Consider the following 20,002-nt stretch of genomic DNA (forward strand, 5'->3'; position numbering starts at 1 on the left):
GCTGAGCGCGGGCCGTCAGGCCGCCGGTCTCTTGGGCGCCGGCCGTCAGGCCGGGAGCGCGGCCGGCTCCCGCAGCGGGTCGGTCGCGAAGCCGGCCACACCCTCGGCGAAGCCCATCCGGGCGGTGTAGCCGAGCAGCTCGGTGGCGCGACGCGGGTCGGCCACCACGTGCCGGACGTCGGCCGCCCGGGCGCCGCCGACCACCAGCGGCGACGGCCCGCCCATCGCGTCGGCGAGCGTTCGGGCCAGCTCGCCGACGGTGTGCGGCTCGCCGGAGCAGACGTTCACCGGCACGAGGCCCACCACGGGCGGCGGCGCGGTGAGGGCGAGCAGGTTGGCCCGGGCCACGTCGGTGACGTGCACGAAGTCGCGGTGCTGCCGGCCGTCCTCCAGCACGCGCGGCGGGCGCCCGGCGGCGAGCGCCGAGCGGAAGATCGAGGCCACCCCGGCGTACGGGGTGTCACGGGGCATCCGGGGGCCGTAGACGTTGTGGTACCGCAGCGCCCACACACCGCCGCCGGTCTGCCGGGCCCACGCCGCGGCGAGGTGTTCCTGGGCGAGTTTGCTGGCCGCGTACGTGCTCTGCGGCTCCAGCGGCGCGTCCTCGGGCACGAACGCCCAGCCCAGCGGTTCACCGCAGCGGGCGCACGTCGGCTCGTACCGGCCGGCGGCCAGGTCCTCGGCCCGCCGCGGCGACGGGCGCACCGTGCCGTGCGCGGCGCACACGTAGCGGCCCTCGCCGTAGACCACCATGGAGCTGGCCAGCACGAGGCGGGTCACCCCGGCGCGGTACATGGCGGCGAGCAGCACGGCGGTGCCCAGGTCGTTGTGGCCCGCGTACGCCGGCGCGTCGGACGGGTCGAGGCCGTGCCCCACCATGGCCGCCTGGTGGCAGACGGCGTCGACGCCGGGCAGGAGCCGGTCCAGCAGGTCGTCGTCGCGTACGTCCCCCCGGATCAGCTCGTGCCGGTGCGCCCACTCCGGCGGCTGCGCGCCGTGCGCCTGCGGCAGCAGCGCGTCCAGCGCCACCACCTCGTGCCCCTCGTCGGCGAGCAGGTCCGCGACCTGCGATCCGATGAACCCGGCCGCGCCGGTGACCAGTACCCGCATATCCGGTGACCGTAGGTCAGCGGCACCCGCCGGCGGGCCGGTACGCCGCACCCGTAAGGAGTTCGCAACAGGTTCCCCCTCCCCCGGACGGCGACCGCCGGAGGGGACGGCGCGGTAAGCGTTCGGTAATGCCGCAAAGCGGGCCGTGGGCCACCGTCGTCGGCGACCATGACCAGGAGAGCCGGCCACCCGAGCGGCGCGAAGGAGGTACGGTGCCCGCGAGCGATCCCGCACCGCCGGCCGAGGACCGGGCCGGCGCGGCCGACGGCTACGGCACTCCCCGGCGGCTGTGGCAGGGCCTGGACCGGCACCGCCCGCCCGGCGCCGACGCCGTCACCCGGGGCTGGCGCAGCCCGCTGCGGGGGCCCTGGTTGACCTCCGTGTTCGGCGCGGTCCTGCTCGCCACGCTGCCGCTGGTCATCATCACGGGGCTGCTGGACTACGCCGCGTACGCCCCCCGGTTCGGGCAGGCGTTCCCGACCGACGTGAGCTGGCTGCGGCTGCCGTACTTCGACTGGCCGACCCGGCCGTCGTGGCTGTTCCGCCTCACCCAGGGACTGCACGTGGGCCTCGGGATCGTGATCGTCCCGGTGGTGCTGGCCAAGCTCTGGTCGGTGATCCCGAAGCTGTTCGACTGGCCGCCGGCCCGCTCGGTGGCGCAGGTGCTCGAACGGCTCTCCCTGCTGCTGCTCGTCGGCGGGATCCTCTTCCAGATCGCCACCGGCCTGCTGAACATCCAGTACGCGTACGTCTTCGGTTTCGACTTCTACACGGCCCACTACTTCGGGGCCTGGGTCTTCACGGCCGCCCTCGTCGCGCACGTGGCGCTCAAGCTGCCCCGCATGGTGACCGCGCTGCGCCCGCGCCCCGGCCGCGACGCGCTGCGGACGCCCCGGGCCGCGACCCGACCCGAGCCGCCCGACCCGGACGGGCTGGTGCCGGTGCGGCCCGGACCGCCCACGGTCAGCCGGCGAGGCGCGGTCGCCCTGGTCGGCGGGGGCTCACTGCTGCTGGCCGTGCTGACCGTCGGGCAGAGCCTCGACGGGCCGCTGCGCCGTACCGCCTGGCTGCTGCCGCGCGGTCAGGACCCCGGGGCCGGCCCCAACGGGTTCCAGATCAACCGGAGCGCCGCGGCGGCCGGCATCCAGGCCGCCGACACCGGGCCCGGCTGGCGGCTTACCCTGCACGGCGCCGGACGCACCGTGACCCTCGACCGTGCCGCGCTGCTCGCCATGGCGCAGCACACGGCACGCCTGCCGATCGCCTGCGTCGAGGGCTGGTCGACCGTGCAGACGTGGACCGGCGTACGCCTGCGCGACCTGGCCGCACTCGCCGGGACGCCGGACCCGGCCTCGGCGCACGTCCGGTCGATGGAGCGCTCCGGGCTGTTCCGGCAGGCCACGCTCCAGGCCAACCAGGTGCTCGACCCGGACTCGCTGCTGGCGCTGCGGGTCAACGGGGCCGACCTCTCCCCCGACCACGGCTTCCCGGCCCGGATCATCGTCCCGGCGCTGCCCGGCGTGCACTGCACGAAGTGGGTGGCCGACATCGACTTCCGCACCGATGGCTGACCCGGTCGCCCGGCTGCGGGCCACGTACGGCGCCGGCCCCCGGCACGTGCTCGTCCTGCTGCTGTGTTTCGTGGTCACCGGATGGGTCGTGCTGCGGCTGGCCGGCGAGGCGACGGCGTGGCGGATGCTGCTCTGGTTCCTCGGCGCGGTGATCTTCCACGACCTGGTCCTCTTCCCCGTGTACGCCGCCGTCGACCGGGCGCTGCGCGGCGTCACCCGCACGGCCCGGCGGCCGGCCGCGTCGGGTGGGGACGGTTCGGAGCGCGTACGCCTCGCCGTGCTCAACCACGTACGGGCGCCGGCACTCGCCGCCGGGCTGCTGTTCCTGGTGTTCCTGCCCGGGCTGCTCGGCTGGGGCGCGGAGACCTACCGGGCCGCGACGGCTCAGGAGCGGATGCCGTACCTGCTGCGCTGGCTCGCGGTCAGCGGGGTGTTGTTCCTGGTCAGCGCCGTTGCGTTGGTGATCAGGTGGCTGCGGTGGCGCACGAGCGAGCGCGGGTGACGGCGTCGGCGGTTCCGCCGGTGGGCGTCCGGCCGCGGTCACCGGACGCCCACCGCCCCCGTCAGGCCGGCGCGTTGGCGTAGGCGGCGACCGACCACACCCCGTCCCGCCGGTGCAGCGTCCAGGTGGCGTGCCGGCGCCGCTCGGCCGGCACCTCGGTCTCGCCGGCCAGCAGGATCCCGGCGGTACTCACCACCACCGCGGTGTCGCCGAGCACCCGGATGTCCACCGGCTCGTCGAGCGCCCGGGATCCCTTCAGCGGTCCCGCGAACGCGGCCGCCATGTACGCCCGGACGGCGTCCCGGCCGCGGTGCAGGACGCCGGGCATCACGACGGTCGCGTCCTCCCGGTACAGGGCGGCGAACGCCTCGGCATCGTTGTCGGTCCAGGCCGCGTACAGCCGGTGCAGCACCTCCCGGACGGCGGCGGTGGCGTCGGCGGCGGTCTGTTCGGCGGCGGTCTGACCGACGGCGGTCGACGGAACGGACGTTGTGCTGGTCATGTGGGGTCCCTTCTGGGTACGGCCCCGGCGCCGGGCGGCACCGCGGCGACCGGGCTCCGTCACGCCCGCCGGACGGCGGGGTGATCGGTGCGGTCGTGATGGTTACCGGTGGGCGGCCGCGAACTCATCGCTCCGGCGGCAGGATCTCCGCACCCGGGGGCCGGTCCCTGGCCGCGCGCTGCGGCCTGCCACGATGCGGGCGTGGGGGGGCCGGTGGACGAGGACTTCACACGGAAGACGGCACCGCTGCGGCCGGAACTGTTGGCGTACTGCTACCGGATGCTCGGCGCCGTCGACGAGGCCGAGGACGCGGTGCAGGAGACCATGCTGCGCGGCTGGCGGTCCTGGTCGCGCTACGATCCGGCGCGCGCCTCCGTACGGACCTGGCTGTACGCCGTCGCCACGAACGTGTGCCTCACCGCTCTGGAGGGCCGGCAACGCCGCCCGCTCCCCACCGGCCTCGGGCAGCCCAGCGACGATCCGGACGCGCCGCTCACCCCGCGTCTGGACGTGCCGTGGCTGCAGCCGCTGCCGGACGCGCGGCTCGGTGACCCGCAGCTCGTGGTCGAGCAGCGCGGCAGTCTCCGGCTGGCGCTCGCCGCCGCGCTGCACCTCCTGCCCGCCCGGCAGCGCGCCGTCCTGATCCTCCGCGACGTGCTGCGGTTCACCGCCGCCGAGGTCGCCGGGCAGCTCGGCACATCGGTGGCCAGCGTCAACAGCGCGCTGCAACGCGCCCGCGACGGCCTGGCCGGCACGCCCGTGCGGGAGGACACGCTCCGGGCGGACGACCCGCAGGTGCGCGCGACCGTCGACCGGTACGTCCGGGCGTTCGAGGCGGCCGACGTGCCGGCGCTCGTCCGGCTCCTCGCCGACGCGGTGATCCTGGAGATGCCGCCGGTTCCGCTCTGGTACGCCGGCCGCGTCGACTACGGGCGGTTCATGTCGCGGGTGTTCGCCCTGCGTGGCCGCGACTGGCGGATCCTCCCCTCCGGGGCGAACGGCCAGCCGACCCTGGCCGCCTACTGCCGCGCGGAGGACGGAATCCACCGGTTGCACACCGTGCAGATCCTCACCGTGGCCACCGAGGGGATCCGGCACAACGTCGTCTACCAGGACCCCGCCGTGTTCCGCGCGTTCGGGCTGCCGGACGCCCTGGTCTGAGAGCTGCCGTCCCGCGTCGCGGGCCCGGCGGCGCGGCGGCGCGGCGGTTGCGGGCGTTGTCCGCCGGTTTCAGCCGCGCCACGGCGGGAAGCACGGGGGGTCCGTCGCGGCACCGGCCCGCGCCCGCCACCGTCGAGGGAGTACGCCATGGCAGACCTGATCCCGGCCGCGACAGGCAACACGGGCCGGCACACCGGGGGTGCGGCGTGAACGGGCCGGTGGGTGACGAGCCGGTCGGTGAGCTGGAGCTGGTGCACACGTTCACCGGGCCCATGCCGACCGGGGTGACGGTCTCCCACCGCGGGCGGATCTTCGTGAACTTCCCCCAGTGGGGCGACAACCCGCCGGCAACCGTGGTCGAGTTGCGCGACGGCACGGAGGTGCCGTTCCCGGACGAGCGCTGGAACGCGCCGCAGGGCAACGACGACGACCAGGCGTTCGTGTCCGTGCAGTCCGTGGTGGTCGACCCGGCCGACCGGCTCTGGGTGCTGGACACCGGCAGCCCCATGTTCCAGCCGACGAAACCCGGCGGGCCGAAGCTCGTGTGCGTCGACCTGAACACCAACAACGTCACGCAGGTGATCACGTTCCCGGCCGACGTGGCGCTGCCCACCACGTACCTCAACGACGTCCGCTTCGACCTGCGGCGCGGGCCGGCCGGCCTCGCGTACATCACCGACTCGGCCTCCACCGGCCCGAACGGCATCATCGTGGTCGACCTCGCGTCGGGCCACTCCTGGCGGCGGCTGCACGACCACCCGTCGACGAAGGCCGCGTCGCCACACGGATTCCGGCCCATCGTCGAGGGGCGACCGCTGATGGACCGGCCGCCGGACGGCCCGCCGAAGCAGCTGACCATGGGCTCCGACGGCATCGCCATCAGCGCCGACGGCTCGCGGCTGTACTACTGCGCGCTGGTGTCGCGCCGCCTGCACAGCGTCTCCACGGACGCGCTGGCCGACGCCTCACTGCCCGACGAGGAGGCGTCCGACGCCATCGTCGACGAGGGCGACAAGGGCAGCGCCTCCGACGGTCTGGAGAGCGACGACGCCGGGCGGCTCTACCTCACGGCGTACGAGCAGAACGCCGTCCTCCGGCGGCTGCCCGACGGCCAGTTGGAGACGCTGGTGCACGACCCGCGGCTGCTGTGGCCCGACACGATGTCCGTGGCGACCGACGGGCACCTCTACGTGACCGCCAACCAGCTGCACCGGCAGCCCCGGTACCAGGGCGGAAAAGACCTGCGGCGCAAGCCGTACGCCCTGTTCCGGACCCCGATCGACGCGGGGCCGGTGCTGCTGCGCTGACCGTCTATCGTCTACAGCCTCGGGGCAGACGGAGTCACCGGCACAGGGACGGGTAGATGAGCGACGATCACGATGCCGCCGGAGCGATGGACTTCATCTTCGAAGCGGGCGTCCTCAAGCGCGCGTCCCGCACCGGCTGGTGGTTCGCCGGTGTCAAGCACCCCGAGTCGATTGCCGAGCACTCGTTCCGGACCGCGCTCATCGGCATGATGCTCGCGGCCATGGAGGGCGCCGACCCGGCCCGGGTGTCCATGCTCTGCGTCCTGCACGACACGCAGGAAACGCGGATCACCGACATCCCGCACATCGGCAGGCGCTACCTCACCGCCGCGCCCAACGCGGCGGTGACCGCCGACCAGGTCGCCGCCTGCCCGCCACCCGTTGCCGAGGCCATCACCGCCGCCGTCGCCGAGTACGAGGCGGGCGAGACCCGGGAAGCCGTCGTGGCCCGCGACGCCGACAAGCTGGAGTGCCTCGTCCAGGCTGTCGAGTACCGCCACCAGGGCATCGACAACGTCCAGCGATGGATCGACAGCTCGCGCGCGGCGCTCAGGACCGCGTCCGCACACCGCCTCGCCGACGCCGCGCTCAGCGGGCAACCCCTCGCCTGGTTGGCGCCTCCCCCGCGAGCCGAGTAGGAAGACCACCCGTTCAGGTCGGCAGCTTCTCGCCCTTCTGCTCGCTCACCATGTACTGGGCGTACCAGTCGGGCCAGTTCTCGTCCGCCTTGCCGGTGCGCTTCTCGTGCTCGCCGTGGGCGGCCGCCGCGCGGCGCAGCGCGCTCGCCAGATCGCTCACCGAGGCGAACGACGTCTCCGCCGCTTCGACGCGACCCGGCAGCCGGGTGGTGATCTCCTGGAGCAGCCAGGTGTTGCCGTCCGGGTCGTCGAACGTGGCGCGGGAGAAGTAGCTGCGGCGCTCGGGATCCATGCCGCTGACGGGCCCCTCCGGGCCGATGTGGTAGATCTCGCTGACCTCGACACCGGCGGCCACCAGCGCGTTGCGGGCCGCCTCGAGGTCCGAGACGACCAGGTACTCCTTCGCGGAACCGGGTGCGGCCGAGATCAGGTCGGCGCCGAACTGGACCGAGCAGGGGGACCCGTGCGGTGTGAACTGGACGATGCCGGGCGGGGTCTTGTCGAGCCGCCAGCCGAGGCGCCCATAGAACTCCTTGGCGCGGTCGACGTCGGCGACCGGGATGATGACCACCTCGAGCTTCATGTCGACGTCGGCGATGCCCATCGGGCCTCCCTGGAGCTGAGTCACGGCGGCAGAGGCGTTTCCCGATCACCACGCTACTGGCCCCGCACCTGCCGGGCGGCCGGTTCCCGCACACGGGTCCGACGGGTGCGCCTCTGCGCGTGACGGGCGCGGTCAGGCCTCGCAGCGGTCGGAGAGGGCGTAGCGGACGAGCACCACGTCGCCGATCTGCCGTACCTCGGCCACGGTGGCCCGCCGGCCCGGATGCCACGGGTACCGGCCGTCGCCCACGAAACGCGGCGCCCGGCAGTCGCCCACGAAGAACGGCGCCACCACGAGGTGCAGCTCGTCGGCGAAGCCGGCGGCCAGGAACTGCGCGTGCACCGTGCCCCCGCCCTCCACCATGAGCCGTCGTACGCCCCGCCCGTCGAGGTCGGCCAGCACCGCGCCCAGGTCCACGGGCTCACCGGCGTCCACCACGGTGGCCAGCCGGCCGACCCGCTCCCGCGTCTTCTCCAGCGCGCCGGACGCGCAGTACACGAGACGGTCCGCCTCGCCCGTGGTGAAGAAGCGCGCCGCCGGGTCGAGGTCTCCCCGCGCGGTGACGGTCACCTTGGCGGGCGACGCGGCCTCGCCCCGCGCCACCCGCTCGTCGCGCCGTCGCGGCGAGCGGACGAGCAGTCGCGGGTCGTCCCGGCGTACGGTCTCCGCGCCCACGAGGATCGCGTCGCAGCTCGCCCGCACCTCGTCGACCCGGTCGAGGTCGTCGTCGTTGGAGAGCAGCAGCCGCTGGTCGGTGTTGTCGTCGATGTACCCGTCGATCGAGGTGGCGCAGCTCAGCAGCACGTAGGGCCGCACCGGCCGCGGCGTCACCGGAGGGCGGGAAGGTCGGGGGTACGGGCCGCCCGACTGGCCTTGGCCGCCAGGTAGTCGGCGTTGGCCGGGGACAGGTAGAGCCCGGTGGGCACCCGCTCGATCACCGTCACGCCCAGCCGGTCGAGCTGGAGCGCCTTCTCCGGGTTGTTGCTCAGCAGGGTGATGGCCGGCACGCCCAGCGTGGCCAGCATCTGCGCGGCGGGGCTGTAGTCCCGCTCGTCCTCGCCGTGGCCCAGCGCCACGTTGGCCTCGTAGGTGTCGAGCCCCGCGTCCTGGAGGGCGTACGCGTCGAGCTTCGCGTACAGCCCGATGCCCCGGCCCTCCTGACGCAGGTAGAGCAGGAATCCACCGGCCTCGGCGATCCGTTCGACCGCCTCGCGCAGCTGCGGGCCGCAGTCGCAACGCTGGCTGCCGAACACGTCCCCCGTCAGGCACTCGCTGTGCGGACGCACCAGCGGCGCGGAACCGCCGGCGGCGTACCGGTCGAGCGCGCCCGCCCAGTCGCCCAGGCCGAACGCGAGGTGCTCCCGGCCGTCGACCAGCCCCTTGAAGGTGAACAGGCGGGCGGTCGTGGAGTACCCGTCGGGAAACCTCAGCGGCACGGTCACCTGGGTGCGGACCGTCGCGACAGGGAGTGCTTCAGGCATGGGGCTCCTTCGTCCAGCGCGGCCCTGGTCCGACCGCGCGTACCGGCACCGTGACAAACACTCAACCACGCACGGCTGTTTCCCGCCGCCCGAGCGGCTTTCGCATCCGCCGGTTGAGCAGGACTGCGGCACCGGGCAGGCTGGCCGCCAGCACGAGCGCGCCGTACACGGTGGCGGTGGCCACGCCCTGTTCGGCGGTCAGGCCGGCGGCGCCGAACGCCCACGCGGCCACGCCCTCGCGCGGCCCGAAGCCGGCGACGTTCAGCGGCAGTCCCATGGCGAGCAGGGCGAGCAGGGTCAGCGGCAGCAGCCGCGACAGCGGCGCGGTGGCGCCGGCGACCCGTGCCGCCACCAGGAACGTGGCCAGGTGACCCGCGACCATCACCGCGGACGCCAGCAGCACGCCCAGCCAGGCCCGGTTGGCCAGCAGCCCGGACCGTACGTCCCGGACCGCGGCGCGCAGCGTCCGCGCCCAGCGGGACGGGCCGGCGTGCGGGACCAGCCGGGCGAGCAGCACCAGGCCGAGGCCGGCGGCCCCCAGCGCCCCGGCCGCCGCCGGCAGGTAGGAGCGCACGGGCGAGGGGAAGGCCGCGAGCACCACGAGCGCGAGGGCCACCTGCACGACCTGACCGGCCGTACGCTCCCACACCACCGCGCGGACGCCCCGGCCGACGTCACCGGCGTCCCGGCCGTGCCGGACCGCCCGGTGCACGTCGCCGAGCACCCCGCCGGGCAGCGTCGCGTTGAGGAACACCGCCCGGTAGCAGTGCGCCACGGCCGTCCGCAGCGGCAGCCGCACTCCCAGCCCGTCGGCCACCAGGCTCCACCGCCACGCGCCACAGACCGTGGTCAGGGCGCCGATGGCGAGGGCCGCCGCGAGCGCCGGGGCGTCGATCAGGGACAGCCCGGCCAGGAACGGCCCGCTGCCCACCTGCCACAGCAACGCGCCGAGCAAGCCGACCCCGCCGAGCGCGCGTGCCCATGCCCAGACCATCCGCCCGGCCTCCCCATCGAAAGATCGTTCTCTTTCTAGGCACGGGCGGCGGGCCCGAACGGTTCACCCGGCGAGTAGGTCCCGGTGCTCCACGACCACCGTGAGGCGGCCCGCGGCGGCCTCGGCGAGCCGCCGGCGGGCGTACCGGGCTGCCCGGTCGGCCAGCTCCGGCCGCTGCTCGCAGGCCGCGCCGACCCAACCGCGGAACCACTCGGCGGTCAACTCGGCCTGCTCGGGGCCGAGCCGCCATGGGCTGGGCCGGGTCCGGACGGGCACACCGTGGCGGGCGAACGCCGCGAGCGTGGCGTCGACCGCGTCCGGGCCGAGCAGGTGTCGCCCGCCCGCCGTGCGGCGCTGGTGGTCGTTGAACGCGGCGGCGATCTCGGCGTCCAGCGGATCGGCCGGGGTGAGCCGGACCCCGCCAGTAACGGAGATCATGAGCAGGGCCGGGCGGCCGGCACCGGCGCACGCCGCGACCACCCGCTCGACCTCGTCGGCCGTGAACATGTCCAGCAGCGCGGAGGCGGTCACCAGGTCGGCGGCGGCGAGGTCGGCGGCGGTGAGCCGGGTGAGGTCGGTGCAGCGGGTCAGCACGGTGACGGGTGCGCCGTCGGCGGCGGTGACGGTCCCGGCCGCGGCGTGGGCCAGCAGCTCCGGGTCACGGTCGTAGAGGACCCAGCGCTGCGGTCCCGGCAGGCGCGGGGCGAGCCAGCGGAGCATCGACCCGGTGCCGGAGCCAAGGTCGTGGATGGTCGAGGGCCCGCCGGCGGGCAGCCGGCCGCGTACCGCCTCGACGAGGTCGGCGGCGCGGGCCGCCGCGTCGGCGGTCTCCCGGAGCCCGAGCCACGCCGCGAACGGCGACAGGACGTCCGTACTCACGCCCCCACCTCCGCGAGCACTGCGGCGACCTGCGCCGCCGTGGCGGGCCAGCCCGCGAGTGTGGCGCGCCGGGCCCGGGCGGCGCCGCGGAGCCGGTCGCGCAGGTCGGCGTCGCCGAGCCAGCGCCGCAGCGCGGCGGCCAGCGCCGGCGGGTCGTCCGGTGGCACGAGCAGACCCGGGCGTTCGCCGTCCGGCGCCCGGCCCAGCGCCTCCGGCAGGCCGCCCACCGCCGTGCCCAGCACCGGGACGCCGCGGGCCAGGGCCTCGACGACCACCATGCCGTACGTCTCGGCGCGCGACGGGAGCACCAGCAGGTCGGCCGCGGCGTACGCGGCGTCCAGCTCGGCGCCCGTGCGGGGGCCGGCCAGGTGGACCCGGTCGGCGAGCCCGGTGGTCGCCAACCGCGCCCGCAGGTCCGCCACGAACCCGGGGTCCCGCGTGAGCGCGCCGACGCACACGCAGGTCCAGGGCAGTTCCGCCGCCAGCGCGAGCGCCCCGGCGAGGACGTCGTGCCCCTTCGTGGGGGTGACCGACGCGACGCACAGCAGCGCCCCACCCGTGCCCGTGCCCACGGCGGGCGGGGCCGGGTCCACCCCGGGCACGGCGACGTGGACGGTCGCGGGTGGCAGGTCGTACCGGTCGAGCAGCCGCTCGCGGGTCCATCCGCTGGTGGTCACCACCGCCCGTGCCGCGGTCAGCGCCCGGGCCTCGGTGTCGTCGCCGAGCGGCATGTGCACGAGGACGACCAGCCGCAGCCGGCCGGCCTGCGGCGCCAGCACCTCCGGTGTCGCCGAGGCGACCAGCCCGTCGAGCAGGACGACCGCGCCGTCGGGCAGGGCCGCGAGCGCCGCGGCGAGGGTGCCGCGGGCGGACGCGTCGGGTCGGGGCCAGTCGCCGGCCACCGGGTGCTCGTGGACGGTCCAGCCCCGCTCGCCGAGCCCCCGGCAGAGCCGCCGGTCGTAGTGGTTGCCGCCGCTGGGCGAGGCCGGGTCGTCGATGTCGTTCGGCAGTACCACGTGCACCTCGCCGACACCGGCGCCCGGCGGGCCCGCGGCCGCCACCGAGGTGGCCGGCCGCGCACTCACAGCGTGCGCTCGTAGCTGGCCCACGCCACGTGCGACTCGTGCAGGGTGACGGTGATGCCCGCGAGCTGGCGGGCGCCCTCGCCGAGCTGGCCGGCGTGCACCCGCTCGACGAGCCGGTCGGCGACCGTGCGGGCCAGCACCTCGGTGGTCGTGTTGACGCCCGCGAACGCCGGCTCGTCGTCGAGATTGCGGTACGTGAGGTCGCCGAGGACCGCCTTCAGCTGCTCGGTGGCCAGGCCGATGTCCACCACGATGCCGTCGGCGTCCACCTCGGCGCGGCGGAACGTCGCGTCCACCACGAACGTCGCGCCGTGCAGGCGTTGGGCGGGCCCGAAGACGTCCCCGCGGAAGCTGTGGGCGATCATCATGTGGTCACGGACGGTCACACTGAACACGGATCACTCCCCGTCGTAGGTGATGAGGTGGCAGAGGGCCGGCAGGGCGCCCGAGGTCAGGCGGCTCAGCACGGTGGGCAGGTCGGCGAAGCGGGACTCGCCGGTGATGAGCGCGTCGAACGCGGGATCGGCGAGCAGGTCCAGGGCGAGCGCCAGCCGGTCGGCGTAGCTGCGGCTGCCGCGCCGGGCGGGAGCGACCATGCCGACCTGGCTGCCGCGGATGGTCAGTCGGCCGCTGTGGAACGCCCCGCCGAGCGACACCTGGACCGCCCGGTCGCCGTACCAGCTCAGCTCCACGACCGTCCCCTCGGGCACGAGCAGGTCCAGCGAGCGTTGCAGGCCGGCGGCGGTGGCGCTCGCGTGCACCACGAGGTCCCGGCCGCCGGCCGCGTCGTCGGGGTGCGCGAAGTCGACGCCGAGCGCCTCGGCGATGCGGGCCCGGCCCGGGTCGGTGTCGAGGAGTTGCACGCGTACGCCGGGGAAGCGGGCGAGCAGGGCCGCCACGCAGCAGCCGACCATGCCGGCGCCCACCACGGTGACCCGGTCGCCGACGAGCGGCGGGGCGTCCCACAGGGCGTTCACCGCCGTCTCCACGGTGCCGGCCAGCACCGCCCGGGCGGGTGGCACCCCGTCGGGCACCGGGACCACGGCCGAGGCGGGCACCACGTACCCGGTCTGGTGCGGGTACAGGCAGAAGACGGTCCGGCCGAGCAGGTCGTCCGGGCCCTCCTCGACCACGCCGACGTTGAGGTAGCCGTACTTCACCGGCGCCGGGAAGTCGCCCTCCTGGAACGGCGCGCGCATGGCCGCGTACTGGTCGGGTGGCACGCGACCCGCGAAGACCAGCGTCTCGGTGCCGCGGCTCACCCCCGAGTAGCGGGTGCGGACGCGTACCTCGTCGCCGCCGGGGTCGGGCAGCCGCACCGGGCGGATCTCCCCCTGCCCGGGCGAGCGGAGCCAGAAGGCGTGTGCCTCACGGGTCACCGGCTGCTCCTCACTGGCGCTCCGACCGAACCGAACGGCCTCGCCATCCGTGTTCCCTCACAGGGTCGTCGATCATAAACACGGAGGCACGGTGCGTACGGTTCGAACTGGTCCGTCGGTCGGGCTGGCCGCCCAGATCGTCCTGCTCGCCGTGCTGGCCGGCACCGTCGGCCTCAGCGGGGTGGGTTGGCTGGCCGGCGCCGGCTACGGCGTGGTGAGCTGCGTGGCGCTCACCCGGGGTCTGCGGCGGGCCGGTGCCCTGCGCCTCGGCCCGGCCGACCGGGTGACGCTCAGCCGGTCGGTGCTCGTCGGCGCGGTGACCGCCCTCGTGGCGGACGGGACCGCGGGGCGACCCGCGCCCGTCGCGCTGCTGGTCGGCCTCACCGCGGTGGCGCTCGCGTTGGACGCGGTCGACGGCCGGGTCGCCCGCCGCACCGGCACCGCCAGCGCGCTCGGCGCCCGCTTCGACATGGAGGTCGACGCGTTCCTCCTGCTCGTGCTCAGCGCGCAGGTCACCCCGGCCGTCGGGCCGTGGGTCCTGGCCGTCGGCGGGATGCGGTACGCGTTCGTGGTGGCGGGGTGGGCACTGCCGTGGATGCGGGGGACGCTGCCGCCGCGGCTGTGGCGCAAGGTGGTGGCGGCGACCCAGGGCGTCGTTCTCGTTGCCGCCGTGCTGCTGCCGGCGACGCCGGCCGCGCTGCTGGTGGCCGCCGCGCTGGTCCTGCTCGTCGAGTCGTTCGGCCGGGACGTGCTCTGGCTGTGGCGGCACCGCCCGCTGCGGCACCGGCACCGCCCTGCGGCACTGCCGGCGCGGCCCGTGGCGGTGGCCGTGAGCACGCCGCCCCGCCCGCCGGCGCTGGTCGGTGGCGGCGCCCGCGCCGAGCGCTGGGGACACTGATGCCACGTACGCCGGACGGGGTGGCCGCAGCGGACGGCGCCCGCGGCCCGGGGCGGGGCCGGCGTGTCGCGGGCGGGGTGCTCACGGCGCTCGCCGTCCTGCTGGTCGTCACCGTGCTGGTGGGGCCCGACCGGCTCGACCGGCTCGGCCCGGGCGCGTTCCTGCGCATCCCCCTGGAGGGGCTGCTCGGCCTCGCGCTGCTGATCGCCCTGCCCCCGCGAGGACGGCGGGTGGTGGTGCTGGTGGCCGGCCCCGTGCTGGGCCTGCTGGCGGTGCTCAAGCTCGCCGACCTGGGCTTCCGGACCGCGCTGGACCGGCCGTTCGACCTGGTGCTCGACTGGGTGCTGCTCGACGACGCGTACGGCTTCCTCCGCGACGCGGCCGGTCGGGCCGGCGCGGTCGCGGCGGCGGCCGGCGCGCTGCTGCTCGCGGCGGCCCTGCTGCTGCTCATGACGCTCGCCGTGCGGCGGGTCGCCCGGTCGGCGGCGCGGCACGACCGGGCCGCGACGCGGGTGGTCGCCGCGCTGACCGTCGCGTGGGTGGCGTGCGCCGCGTTCGGCGTGCCGGTGGCCGACGCCGGCACGACCACCCTGGTCGGCGCGCACGCCGCCGCCGTGCGGGAGCGGCTGCGCGACCGGGGCGCCTTCGGCGCGACGATCGCCGCCGACCCGTACCGGGACGTGCCCGGCGACCAGCTGCTCACCGCGCTGCGCGGCAAGGACGTCGTCCTCGCGTTCGTGGAGAGCTACGGACGCAGCGCGGTGGAGGACCCGGGGCTCGCCGCCGAGGTGAACCCGGTGCTCGACGCCGGCTACCAGCGGCTACGCGCCCGGGGGTACGCGGCCCGCAGCGGGTTCCTCACCTCACCCACGGCGGGCGGCGGCAGCTGGCTCGCGCACGACACACTGCTGTCCGGCCTCTGGATCGACAACGAGCAGCGGCACCGGGCCTTGCTGGCCAGCGACCGGCTGACGTTGAACGGCGCGTTCCGGCGGGCCGACTGGCGCACGGTCGGGGTGATGCCGGCCGCCACGCAGCCCTGGCCGGAGGGCGTCTTCTTCGGCTACGACGGCTACTACGACAGCGCCGCCCTCGGCTACCGCGGCCCGAAGTTCAGCTACGCCCCGATGCCCGACCAGTACACGCTCGCCACGTTCCAGCGCACCGAGCGGGCGCCCGTCGACCGCCCGCCGGTCATGGCGGAGATCCCGCTGATCTCCAGCCACTCCCCCTGGACGGCCGTGCCGCGGATGGTCGGCTGGGACGAGGTGGGCGACGGGTCGATCTACGCGAACCCGGCGGCCCGCGTCGAGGGGCCGCCGGAGGCGGGGCGCGCCACCGCCCAGGCGCGGGCCGGCTACCGGCAGGCCATCGCGTACTCGCTGGAGAGCCTGGTCTCCTATGTCGAGACGTACGGGGACGACGATCTGGTGCTGGTCTTCCTCGGCGACCACCAGCCGGCACCGGTGGTGACCGGGCCGGACGCGAGCCGGGACGTGCCGATCACGGTCGTGGCCCGGGATCCCGCGGTGTTCGACCGGATCTCCGGCTGGGGCTGGCAGGACGGGCTGCGCCCCGGCCACGACGCGCCGGTCTGGCCGATGGACGCCTTCCGGGACCGTTTCCTCGCGGCGTTCGGGCCGGCGGCGCACCCGTCGGCGGCCCGGTCGGTCCGGTAGGCGGCGGGGCTGTTCCCCGCCTCACAATCGTCAGTCTGGACTGTTCAGTTTCAACTGACGGTCCTAGCGTTGCGGGGTGACCGATCCCCGGATCTCCGCCGAGGCCGTGCGCGCCGCGCACGAGCTGCGGGTCGTGTTCAGCCGGCTGCGTCGCCGGCTGCGCGAGGTCGCCGACCGCGACGGCCTCACCGCCTCGCAGACCTCCGTGCTCAGCCGTCTCGCCACGGCCGGCCCGGCGTCCGCCAGCGACCTGGCCGCCGCCGAGCGCGTCCGGCCGCAGTCGATGGCCGCCATCCTCGCCGCGCTCACCGAGCAGGGGCTGGTCGGCAAGGCGCCCGACCCGACCGACGGGCGGCGTCAGCTCGTCTCGCTGACCACCGCCGGGTGGTCGCTCGTCCGGGGTGACCGCCGGGCCCGCGAGGAGTGGCTGGCCAGGGCCCTCGCCGAGCGCTACACGGACGCCGAACGCGGCACCATCATCGAGGCGCTGGCCCTGCTGGACCGGCTCACCGAGTCGTGACGACCCGCGCCACCGAACCCGAGGCGGCGCGGGCGGCGGAGCGCCCGTCCGGCTTCGACCGCCGGCTCATCGCCCCGATGATCCTCGGCGCCGTGCTCAACCCGATCAACTCGTCCATGATCGCCGTGGCGCTGGTGCCGATCGGGCAGGCGTTCGGCGCGCCGCCGTCGCGTACGGCCTGGCTCGTCTCGGCGCTCTACCTCGCCACCGCCGTCGGCCAGCCCGTCGTGGGACGGCTGGTCGACCGCTACGGTGCGCGCCGGCTCTACCTCGTGGGCACCGCGCTGACCGGGGTCGCCGGGCTGATCGGCATGGTCGCGCCGTCGCTGGGTGTGCTCATCGTCGCCCGGGTGCTGCTCGGGCTGGGCACCTGCGCCGGCTACCCCGCCGCCATGTCCCTGCTCCGGCACGAGTCGCGGCGCACCGGCCAGGACAACCCCGGTGGCGTGCTCACCGCGCTGGCGATCTCCGCACAGACCGTCGCCGCCGTCGGGCCGACTCTCGGCGGCCTGCTCATCGGGTTCGGCGGCTGGCACACCATCTTCGCGGTCAACGTCCCGCTCTCCCTCGCCTGTCTCGTGCTGGGCGTACGGCGGATGCCGAAGGCCACCGTGGGCGCGCCGAGCGGCGGGCTGGACCTGCCCGGCATGGCCCTGTTCACCGCGCTGCTGACCGCCGTGCTGCTGCTGCTCATGAGCCCCCGCGTCGGGAACCTCTACCTGGTACCGGTGGCCGTGGCGGCCGGCGCCGGGCTGGTCGTGCGCGAGCTGCGCACCGCCGACCCCTTCCTCGACCTGCGGGTGCTCGGCGGCAACCTGCCGCTGATCGCCACGTACGCCCGCAACCTGCTGACCTTCACCGTCTCCTACGCCTGGCTGTACGGGTACACGCAGTGGCTGGAGGAGAGTCGGGGCCTGTCGGCGTCGGCGGCGGGGCTCGTCCTGCTGCCGCTGTTCGTGACCGCGATCGGCGTGTCGGCGCTGACCGGCCGGCGTCGGGGCGTACGGGGCAAGCTGCTGGTCGGCGCCGCCACGCAGATCGCGGCGTGCGCCCTGCTGCTCGCCGTGCACCCCGGCACCGGCACCTGGCTGCTGGTCACCGTGGCGGTGCTGGCCGGCGTACCACAGGGTCTACTCGGCCTGGCCAACCAGAACGCGCTCTACCACCAGGCCGACCCGGCCCGCATCGGATCCTCCGCGGGGCTGCTGCGCACGTTCACGTACCTGGGCGCCATGGTGGCCGCCGCGGCCAGCGCCGCCGCGTTCGGCCCGGGCGCCGACACCGCCGGCCTGCACGCGCTGGCGTTCGTGATGCTCGCCAGCGCCGCGTTGCTGCTGGTCGTCGTCCTCCTGGACCGCTCGCTGCGCCGCATCGGCGCGCCCGCCGGGGCGGCCTCCGGCTGACCGGACGCCACCCCTGTCACCAACCGAAAGGACACCCTCATGGCCCTCACCACGCTCGACCCGCGTACCGCCCTGGTCCTGATCGACCTCCAGCGCGGCATCGTGGCCGCCCCCACCGCCCCCTACCCGGCGGCCGAGGTGGTGGCCCGCGGCGTCCGGCTGGCCGACGCGTTCCGGGCCCGGGGCTCCCGGTCGTCCTGGTCCGCGTCACGACCGCCGCGGACGGGTCGGACGCGGCCCCGGGCCGCACCGACCGCGGCCCGGCGGGCGGCAGCCGGCCGGAGGGGTGGGACGTGCTCGTCGACGAGTTGACCGGCCACCCCGGCGACGTCGTCGTCACCAAGCGCAACTGGGGCGCCTTCTACGGCACCGACCTGGATCTCCAGCTGCGCCGCCGGGGCGTGACCCAGATCGTGCTGGGCGGCATCGCCACCAGCATCGGCGTCGAGTCGACCGCCCGGGCCGCGTACGAGCACGGCTACCACGTCACCCTGGCCACCGACGCGATGACCGACCTCGACGCGGACGGGCACCGCGCCAGCGTCGAGCGGATCTTCCCCCGGCTCGGCGAGACCGGCACCACCGCGGAGGTGGTCGAGCTGCTGGCCCGGACCCGCGGCTGATCCGTCGTATTTTTTTCTCCGGGCGCTGTCCGGTCCGGGCCGGCCCGTTCGTCACCCTGGTGAAGCACCGCACGACACCGAGGAGCGAGCCATGAAGTACCTGATGTTCGTCTGCACCGACACCGAGCCCGACACCGACCCGAGCGCCGCGCCGGACATCGAGAAGTGGGTGGCCGAGCGCGACGCCCGGGGCCAGCGGCTGGCCGGTGACCGGCTGGCTCCGCCGACCGCGGCCACCACGGTCCGCGTCCGGGGCGGCGAGCTGCTCGTGAGCGACGGGCCGTTCGCCGAGACCAAGGAGGTGATCGTGGGCTTCGACCTGCTCGAGTGCGCCGATCTGGACGAGGCGATCGACGTGGCCCGCAACCACCCCATGGCGTACGCGGGCCGGATCGAGCTGCGCCCGTTCTGGAACCCGGACGCCTGACACGGTGTCGGACGCGTCCCGGGCGGTTGCCACCGCCGGTCAGGAGTCGTTCGCGCGGATCGTGGCCGCGCTGATCCGGGTGACCGGCGACTGGACGCTGGCCGAGGACTGCGCCCAGGAGGCGCTGGCGCTCGCGGTCGAGCGCTGGCCGCGCGACGGCGTGCCCGCGAATCCGGGTGGCTGGCTCATGACGGTCGCCCGGAACCGGGCCGTCGACGTGCTCCGCCGCGCCGACGTGGAACGGCGCAAGCTACGTGAGCTGGCGCTGCTGGCCGAACCGGAGGCCGCGCCGGCCGACGCCGGGGAGGGGGACGTGGTGGACGACCGGCTGCGGCTCATCTTCACCTGCTGCCACCCGGCGCTCGCCCTGGAGGCGCGGGTGGCGCTCACCCTGCGCACGGTCTGCGGCGTGCCCACCGCCGACATCGCCCGCGCCTTCCTGGTCAGCGAGTCGACCATGACCCGGCGACTGACCCGGGCCAAGACGAAGATCGCCCAGGCCGGCATCCCGTACCGGGTGCCGGCCGGGGCCGCGCTGGTCGAGCGGTTGCCCGGCGTGCTGGGCGTGCTCTACCTGCTCTTCACCCGGGGCCACGACGCGGACGGCGAGCCGGCCTTCGCGGACGAGGCGATCCGGCTGACCCGGCTCGTCGAGGCGCTGCTGCCCGGCCAGCCGGAGGTGTCCGGGCTGCTCGCGCTCTTCCTGTTCCAGCACTCCCGCCGGGCCGCCCGGCGGGACGCCGAGGGTCGGCTGCTCACCCTGGACCGGCAGGACCGGTCCCGCTGGGACCGCGCCGCCGTCGCCGAGGGGGTCGAGGCGCTGGCCCGGGCCGGCCAGGACGGGCCGTACGCCATCCAGGCCCACATCGCGGCCTGCCACGCCACCGCCCCCAGCAGCGCGGACACGGACTGGCCGGCCATCGCCGGCTGGTACGACCGGCTGGTCGAGCGGCAGCCGACGCCGGTGGTGCGGCTCAACCGGGCCGTAGCGCACGGCTACGCGTACGGGCCGGCCGCAGGGCTCGACCTGCTCGACGCGGCGCGGGCCGGCGGCGCGCTGGACGGCTACCCCGCGGCTCTCGCCGTGGAGGCGGAGCTGACCGCCCGCCAGGGTGACCGCGCCCGGGCGGTGATGCTGTTCCGGGCCGCCGCGGACCTGAGCGACGGGCCGGCCGAACGTCGGGCGCTCCGGGATCGGGCCGACGACCTGGCCGAGGGCCGGCGCTGACGTCCCGCCGC

21 protein-coding genes and 1 pseudogene are annotated in these 20,002 nt (G+C 75.5%); 12 read left to right on the forward strand and 10 right to left on the reverse strand.

Annotated features, from left to right (window positions below):
• Nucleotides 1-45: 45 nt before the first annotated feature.
• Nucleotides 46-1,110: an NAD-dependent epimerase/dehydratase family protein gene (locus tag D7193_RS23085; protein WP_120781639.1), complete on the reverse strand. Its 1,065-nt coding sequence runs from the start codon at nt 1,108-1,110 to the stop codon at nt 46-48.
• Nucleotides 1,111-1,322: 212 nt separating this feature from the next.
• Here D7193_RS23085 and D7193_RS23090 point away from each other — a divergent pair, with 212 nt between their 5' ends.
• Together D7193_RS23090 and D7193_RS23095 are read left to right on the forward strand one after the other, a co-directional pair.
• Nucleotides 1,323-2,681, forward strand: a complete 1,359-nt coding sequence (locus D7193_RS23090) for a molybdopterin-dependent oxidoreductase (RefSeq protein ID WP_241563317.1) — start codon at nt 1,323-1,325, stop codon at nt 2,679-2,681.
• Nucleotides 2,674-3,183, forward strand: a complete 510-nt coding sequence (locus D7193_RS23095; RefSeq protein ID WP_206611947.1) for a hypothetical protein — start codon at nt 2,674-2,676, stop codon at nt 3,181-3,183. Before D7193_RS23090 ends, D7193_RS23095 begins: the two co-directional genes overlap by 8 nt.
• Before the next feature lie 61 nt (nt 3,184-3,244).
• On the opposite strand, the gene D7193_RS23100 is transcribed toward D7193_RS23095, so the two are convergent.
• The gene (locus D7193_RS23100) at nt 3,245-3,685 is read right to left on the reverse strand and encodes an SgcJ/EcaC family oxidoreductase (protein WP_120781641.1); all 441 of its coding nucleotides are present in this window, start codon (nt 3,683-3,685) and stop codon (nt 3,245-3,247) included.
• A gap of 201 nt (nt 3,686-3,886) precedes the next feature.
• Here D7193_RS23100 and D7193_RS23105 point away from each other — a divergent pair, with 201 nt between their 5' ends.
• The 3 genes from D7193_RS23105 to D7193_RS23115 all read left to right on the forward strand — a co-directional run bounded on the left by D7193_RS23105 (nt 3,887) and on the right by D7193_RS23115 (nt 6,791).
• Nucleotides 3,887-4,846: an RNA polymerase subunit sigma-70 gene (locus D7193_RS23105; protein ID WP_206611948.1), complete on the forward strand. Its 960-nt coding sequence runs from the start codon at nt 3,887-3,889 to the stop codon at nt 4,844-4,846.
• A 206-nt stretch (nt 4,847-5,052) separates the two neighbouring features.
• Nucleotides 5,053-6,153: an L-dopachrome tautomerase-related protein gene (locus tag D7193_RS23110; protein ID WP_206611949.1), complete on the forward strand. Its 1,101-nt coding sequence runs from the start codon at nt 5,053-5,055 to the stop codon at nt 6,151-6,153.
• A 56-nt stretch (nt 6,154-6,209) separates the two neighbouring features.
• Nucleotides 6,210-6,791, forward strand: a complete 582-nt coding sequence (locus tag D7193_RS23115; RefSeq protein ID WP_120781643.1) for an HD domain-containing protein — start codon at nt 6,210-6,212, stop codon at nt 6,789-6,791.
• Nucleotides 6,792-6,804: 13 nt separating this feature from the next.
• Here the strand turns inward: D7193_RS23115 and D7193_RS23120 are convergent, their stop codons facing one another.
• The 8 genes from D7193_RS23120 to D7193_RS23150 form a co-directional block, all read right to left on the reverse strand.
• Nucleotides 6,805-7,395, reverse strand: coding sequence for a VOC family protein (locus D7193_RS23120; RefSeq protein WP_241563319.1), 591 nt, complete (start codon nt 7,393-7,395; stop codon nt 6,805-6,807).
• Between the two features lie 132 nt (nt 7,396-7,527).
• Nucleotides 7,528-8,211, reverse strand: a complete 684-nt coding sequence (locus tag D7193_RS23125; RefSeq protein ID WP_120782161.1) for a RibD family protein — start codon at nt 8,209-8,211, stop codon at nt 7,528-7,530.
• An 11-nt stretch (nt 8,212-8,222) separates the two neighbouring features.
• Nucleotides 8,223-8,876 carry a GTP cyclohydrolase II gene (locus D7193_RS23130; protein ID WP_120781644.1) on the reverse strand — a complete coding sequence of 218 codons (654 nt, stop codon included), beginning with the start codon at nt 8,874-8,876 and terminating at the stop codon, nt 8,223-8,225.
• A gap of 61 nt (nt 8,877-8,937) precedes the next feature.
• Nucleotides 8,938-9,870, reverse strand: a complete 933-nt coding sequence (locus tag D7193_RS23135) for a lysylphosphatidylglycerol synthase domain-containing protein (RefSeq protein WP_120781645.1) — start codon at nt 9,868-9,870, stop codon at nt 8,938-8,940.
• A 63-nt stretch (nt 9,871-9,933) separates the two neighbouring features.
• A complete protein-coding gene (locus D7193_RS33760; RefSeq protein ID WP_174242709.1) occupies nt 9,934-10,749 on the reverse strand; it encodes a class I SAM-dependent methyltransferase in 816 nt (271 codons plus the stop codon).
• Entirely contained in the window at nt 10,746-11,771 is a 1,026-nt protein-coding gene (locus D7193_RS33765; protein ID WP_241563425.1) for a glycosyltransferase family 4 protein, read from the reverse strand. Before D7193_RS33765 ends, D7193_RS33760 begins: the two co-directional genes overlap by 4 nt.
• A 59-nt stretch (nt 11,772-11,830) precedes the next feature.
• A complete protein-coding gene (locus D7193_RS23145; protein WP_120781646.1) occupies nt 11,831-12,229 on the reverse strand; it encodes a 6-pyruvoyl trahydropterin synthase family protein in 399 nt (132 codons plus the stop codon).
• A gap of 3 nt (nt 12,230-12,232) precedes the next feature.
• The gene (locus tag D7193_RS23150; protein ID WP_120781647.1) at nt 12,233-13,213 is read right to left on the reverse strand and encodes a zinc-dependent alcohol dehydrogenase; all 981 of its coding nucleotides are present in this window, start codon (nt 13,211-13,213) and stop codon (nt 12,233-12,235) included.
• Between the two features lie 91 nt (nt 13,214-13,304).
• Here D7193_RS23150 and D7193_RS33770 point away from each other — a divergent pair.
• The 7 genes and pseudogenes from D7193_RS33770 (at nt 13,305) to D7193_RS23185 (ending at nt 19,991) form a co-directional block, all read left to right on the forward strand.
• Nucleotides 13,305-15,848 (forward strand): annotated as a pseudogene (locus D7193_RS33770) (CDP-alcohol phosphatidyltransferase family protein).
• Between the two features lie 18 nt (nt 15,849-15,866).
• On the forward strand, nt 15,867-16,310 hold the full coding sequence (locus tag D7193_RS23165) for a MarR family winged helix-turn-helix transcriptional regulator (RefSeq protein ID WP_241563321.1): 444 nt from the start codon (nt 15,867-15,869) through the stop codon (nt 16,308-16,310).
• Nucleotides 16,307-17,713 carry an MFS transporter gene (locus tag D7193_RS23170; RefSeq protein ID WP_241563324.1) on the forward strand — a complete coding sequence of 469 codons (1,407 nt, stop codon included), beginning with the start codon at nt 16,307-16,309 and terminating at the stop codon, nt 17,711-17,713. The genes D7193_RS23165 and D7193_RS23170 overlap by 4 nt, the downstream gene beginning before the upstream one ends.
• Nucleotides 17,714-17,752: 39 nt before the next feature.
• A complete protein-coding gene (locus tag D7193_RS34745) occupies nt 17,753-18,025 on the forward strand; it encodes a cysteine hydrolase family protein (RefSeq protein WP_338324103.1) in 273 nt (90 codons plus the stop codon).
• The gene (locus D7193_RS23175) at nt 17,911-18,336 is read left to right on the forward strand and encodes an isochorismatase family protein (RefSeq protein ID WP_338324115.1); all 426 of its coding nucleotides are present in this window, start codon (nt 17,911-17,913) and stop codon (nt 18,334-18,336) included. The genes D7193_RS34745 and D7193_RS23175 overlap by 115 nt, the downstream gene beginning before the upstream one ends.
• 91 nt (nt 18,337-18,427) lie before the next feature.
• The gene (locus tag D7193_RS23180) at nt 18,428-18,763 is read left to right on the forward strand and encodes a YciI family protein (RefSeq protein WP_120781649.1); all 336 of its coding nucleotides are present in this window, start codon (nt 18,428-18,430) and stop codon (nt 18,761-18,763) included.
• A 4-nt stretch (nt 18,764-18,767) separates the two neighbouring features.
• Complete coding sequence (locus D7193_RS23185) at nt 18,768-19,991, forward strand: RNA polymerase sigma factor (protein ID WP_120781650.1); 1,224 nt, start codon at nt 18,768-18,770, stop codon at nt 19,989-19,991.
• The last annotated feature ends 11 nt before the right edge of the window (nt 19,992-20,002 follow it).

This window comes from Micromonospora costi (assembly GCF_003626655.1).
Classification (GTDB): Bacteria; Actinomycetota; Actinomycetes; order Mycobacteriales; family Micromonosporaceae; genus Micromonospora; species Micromonospora costi.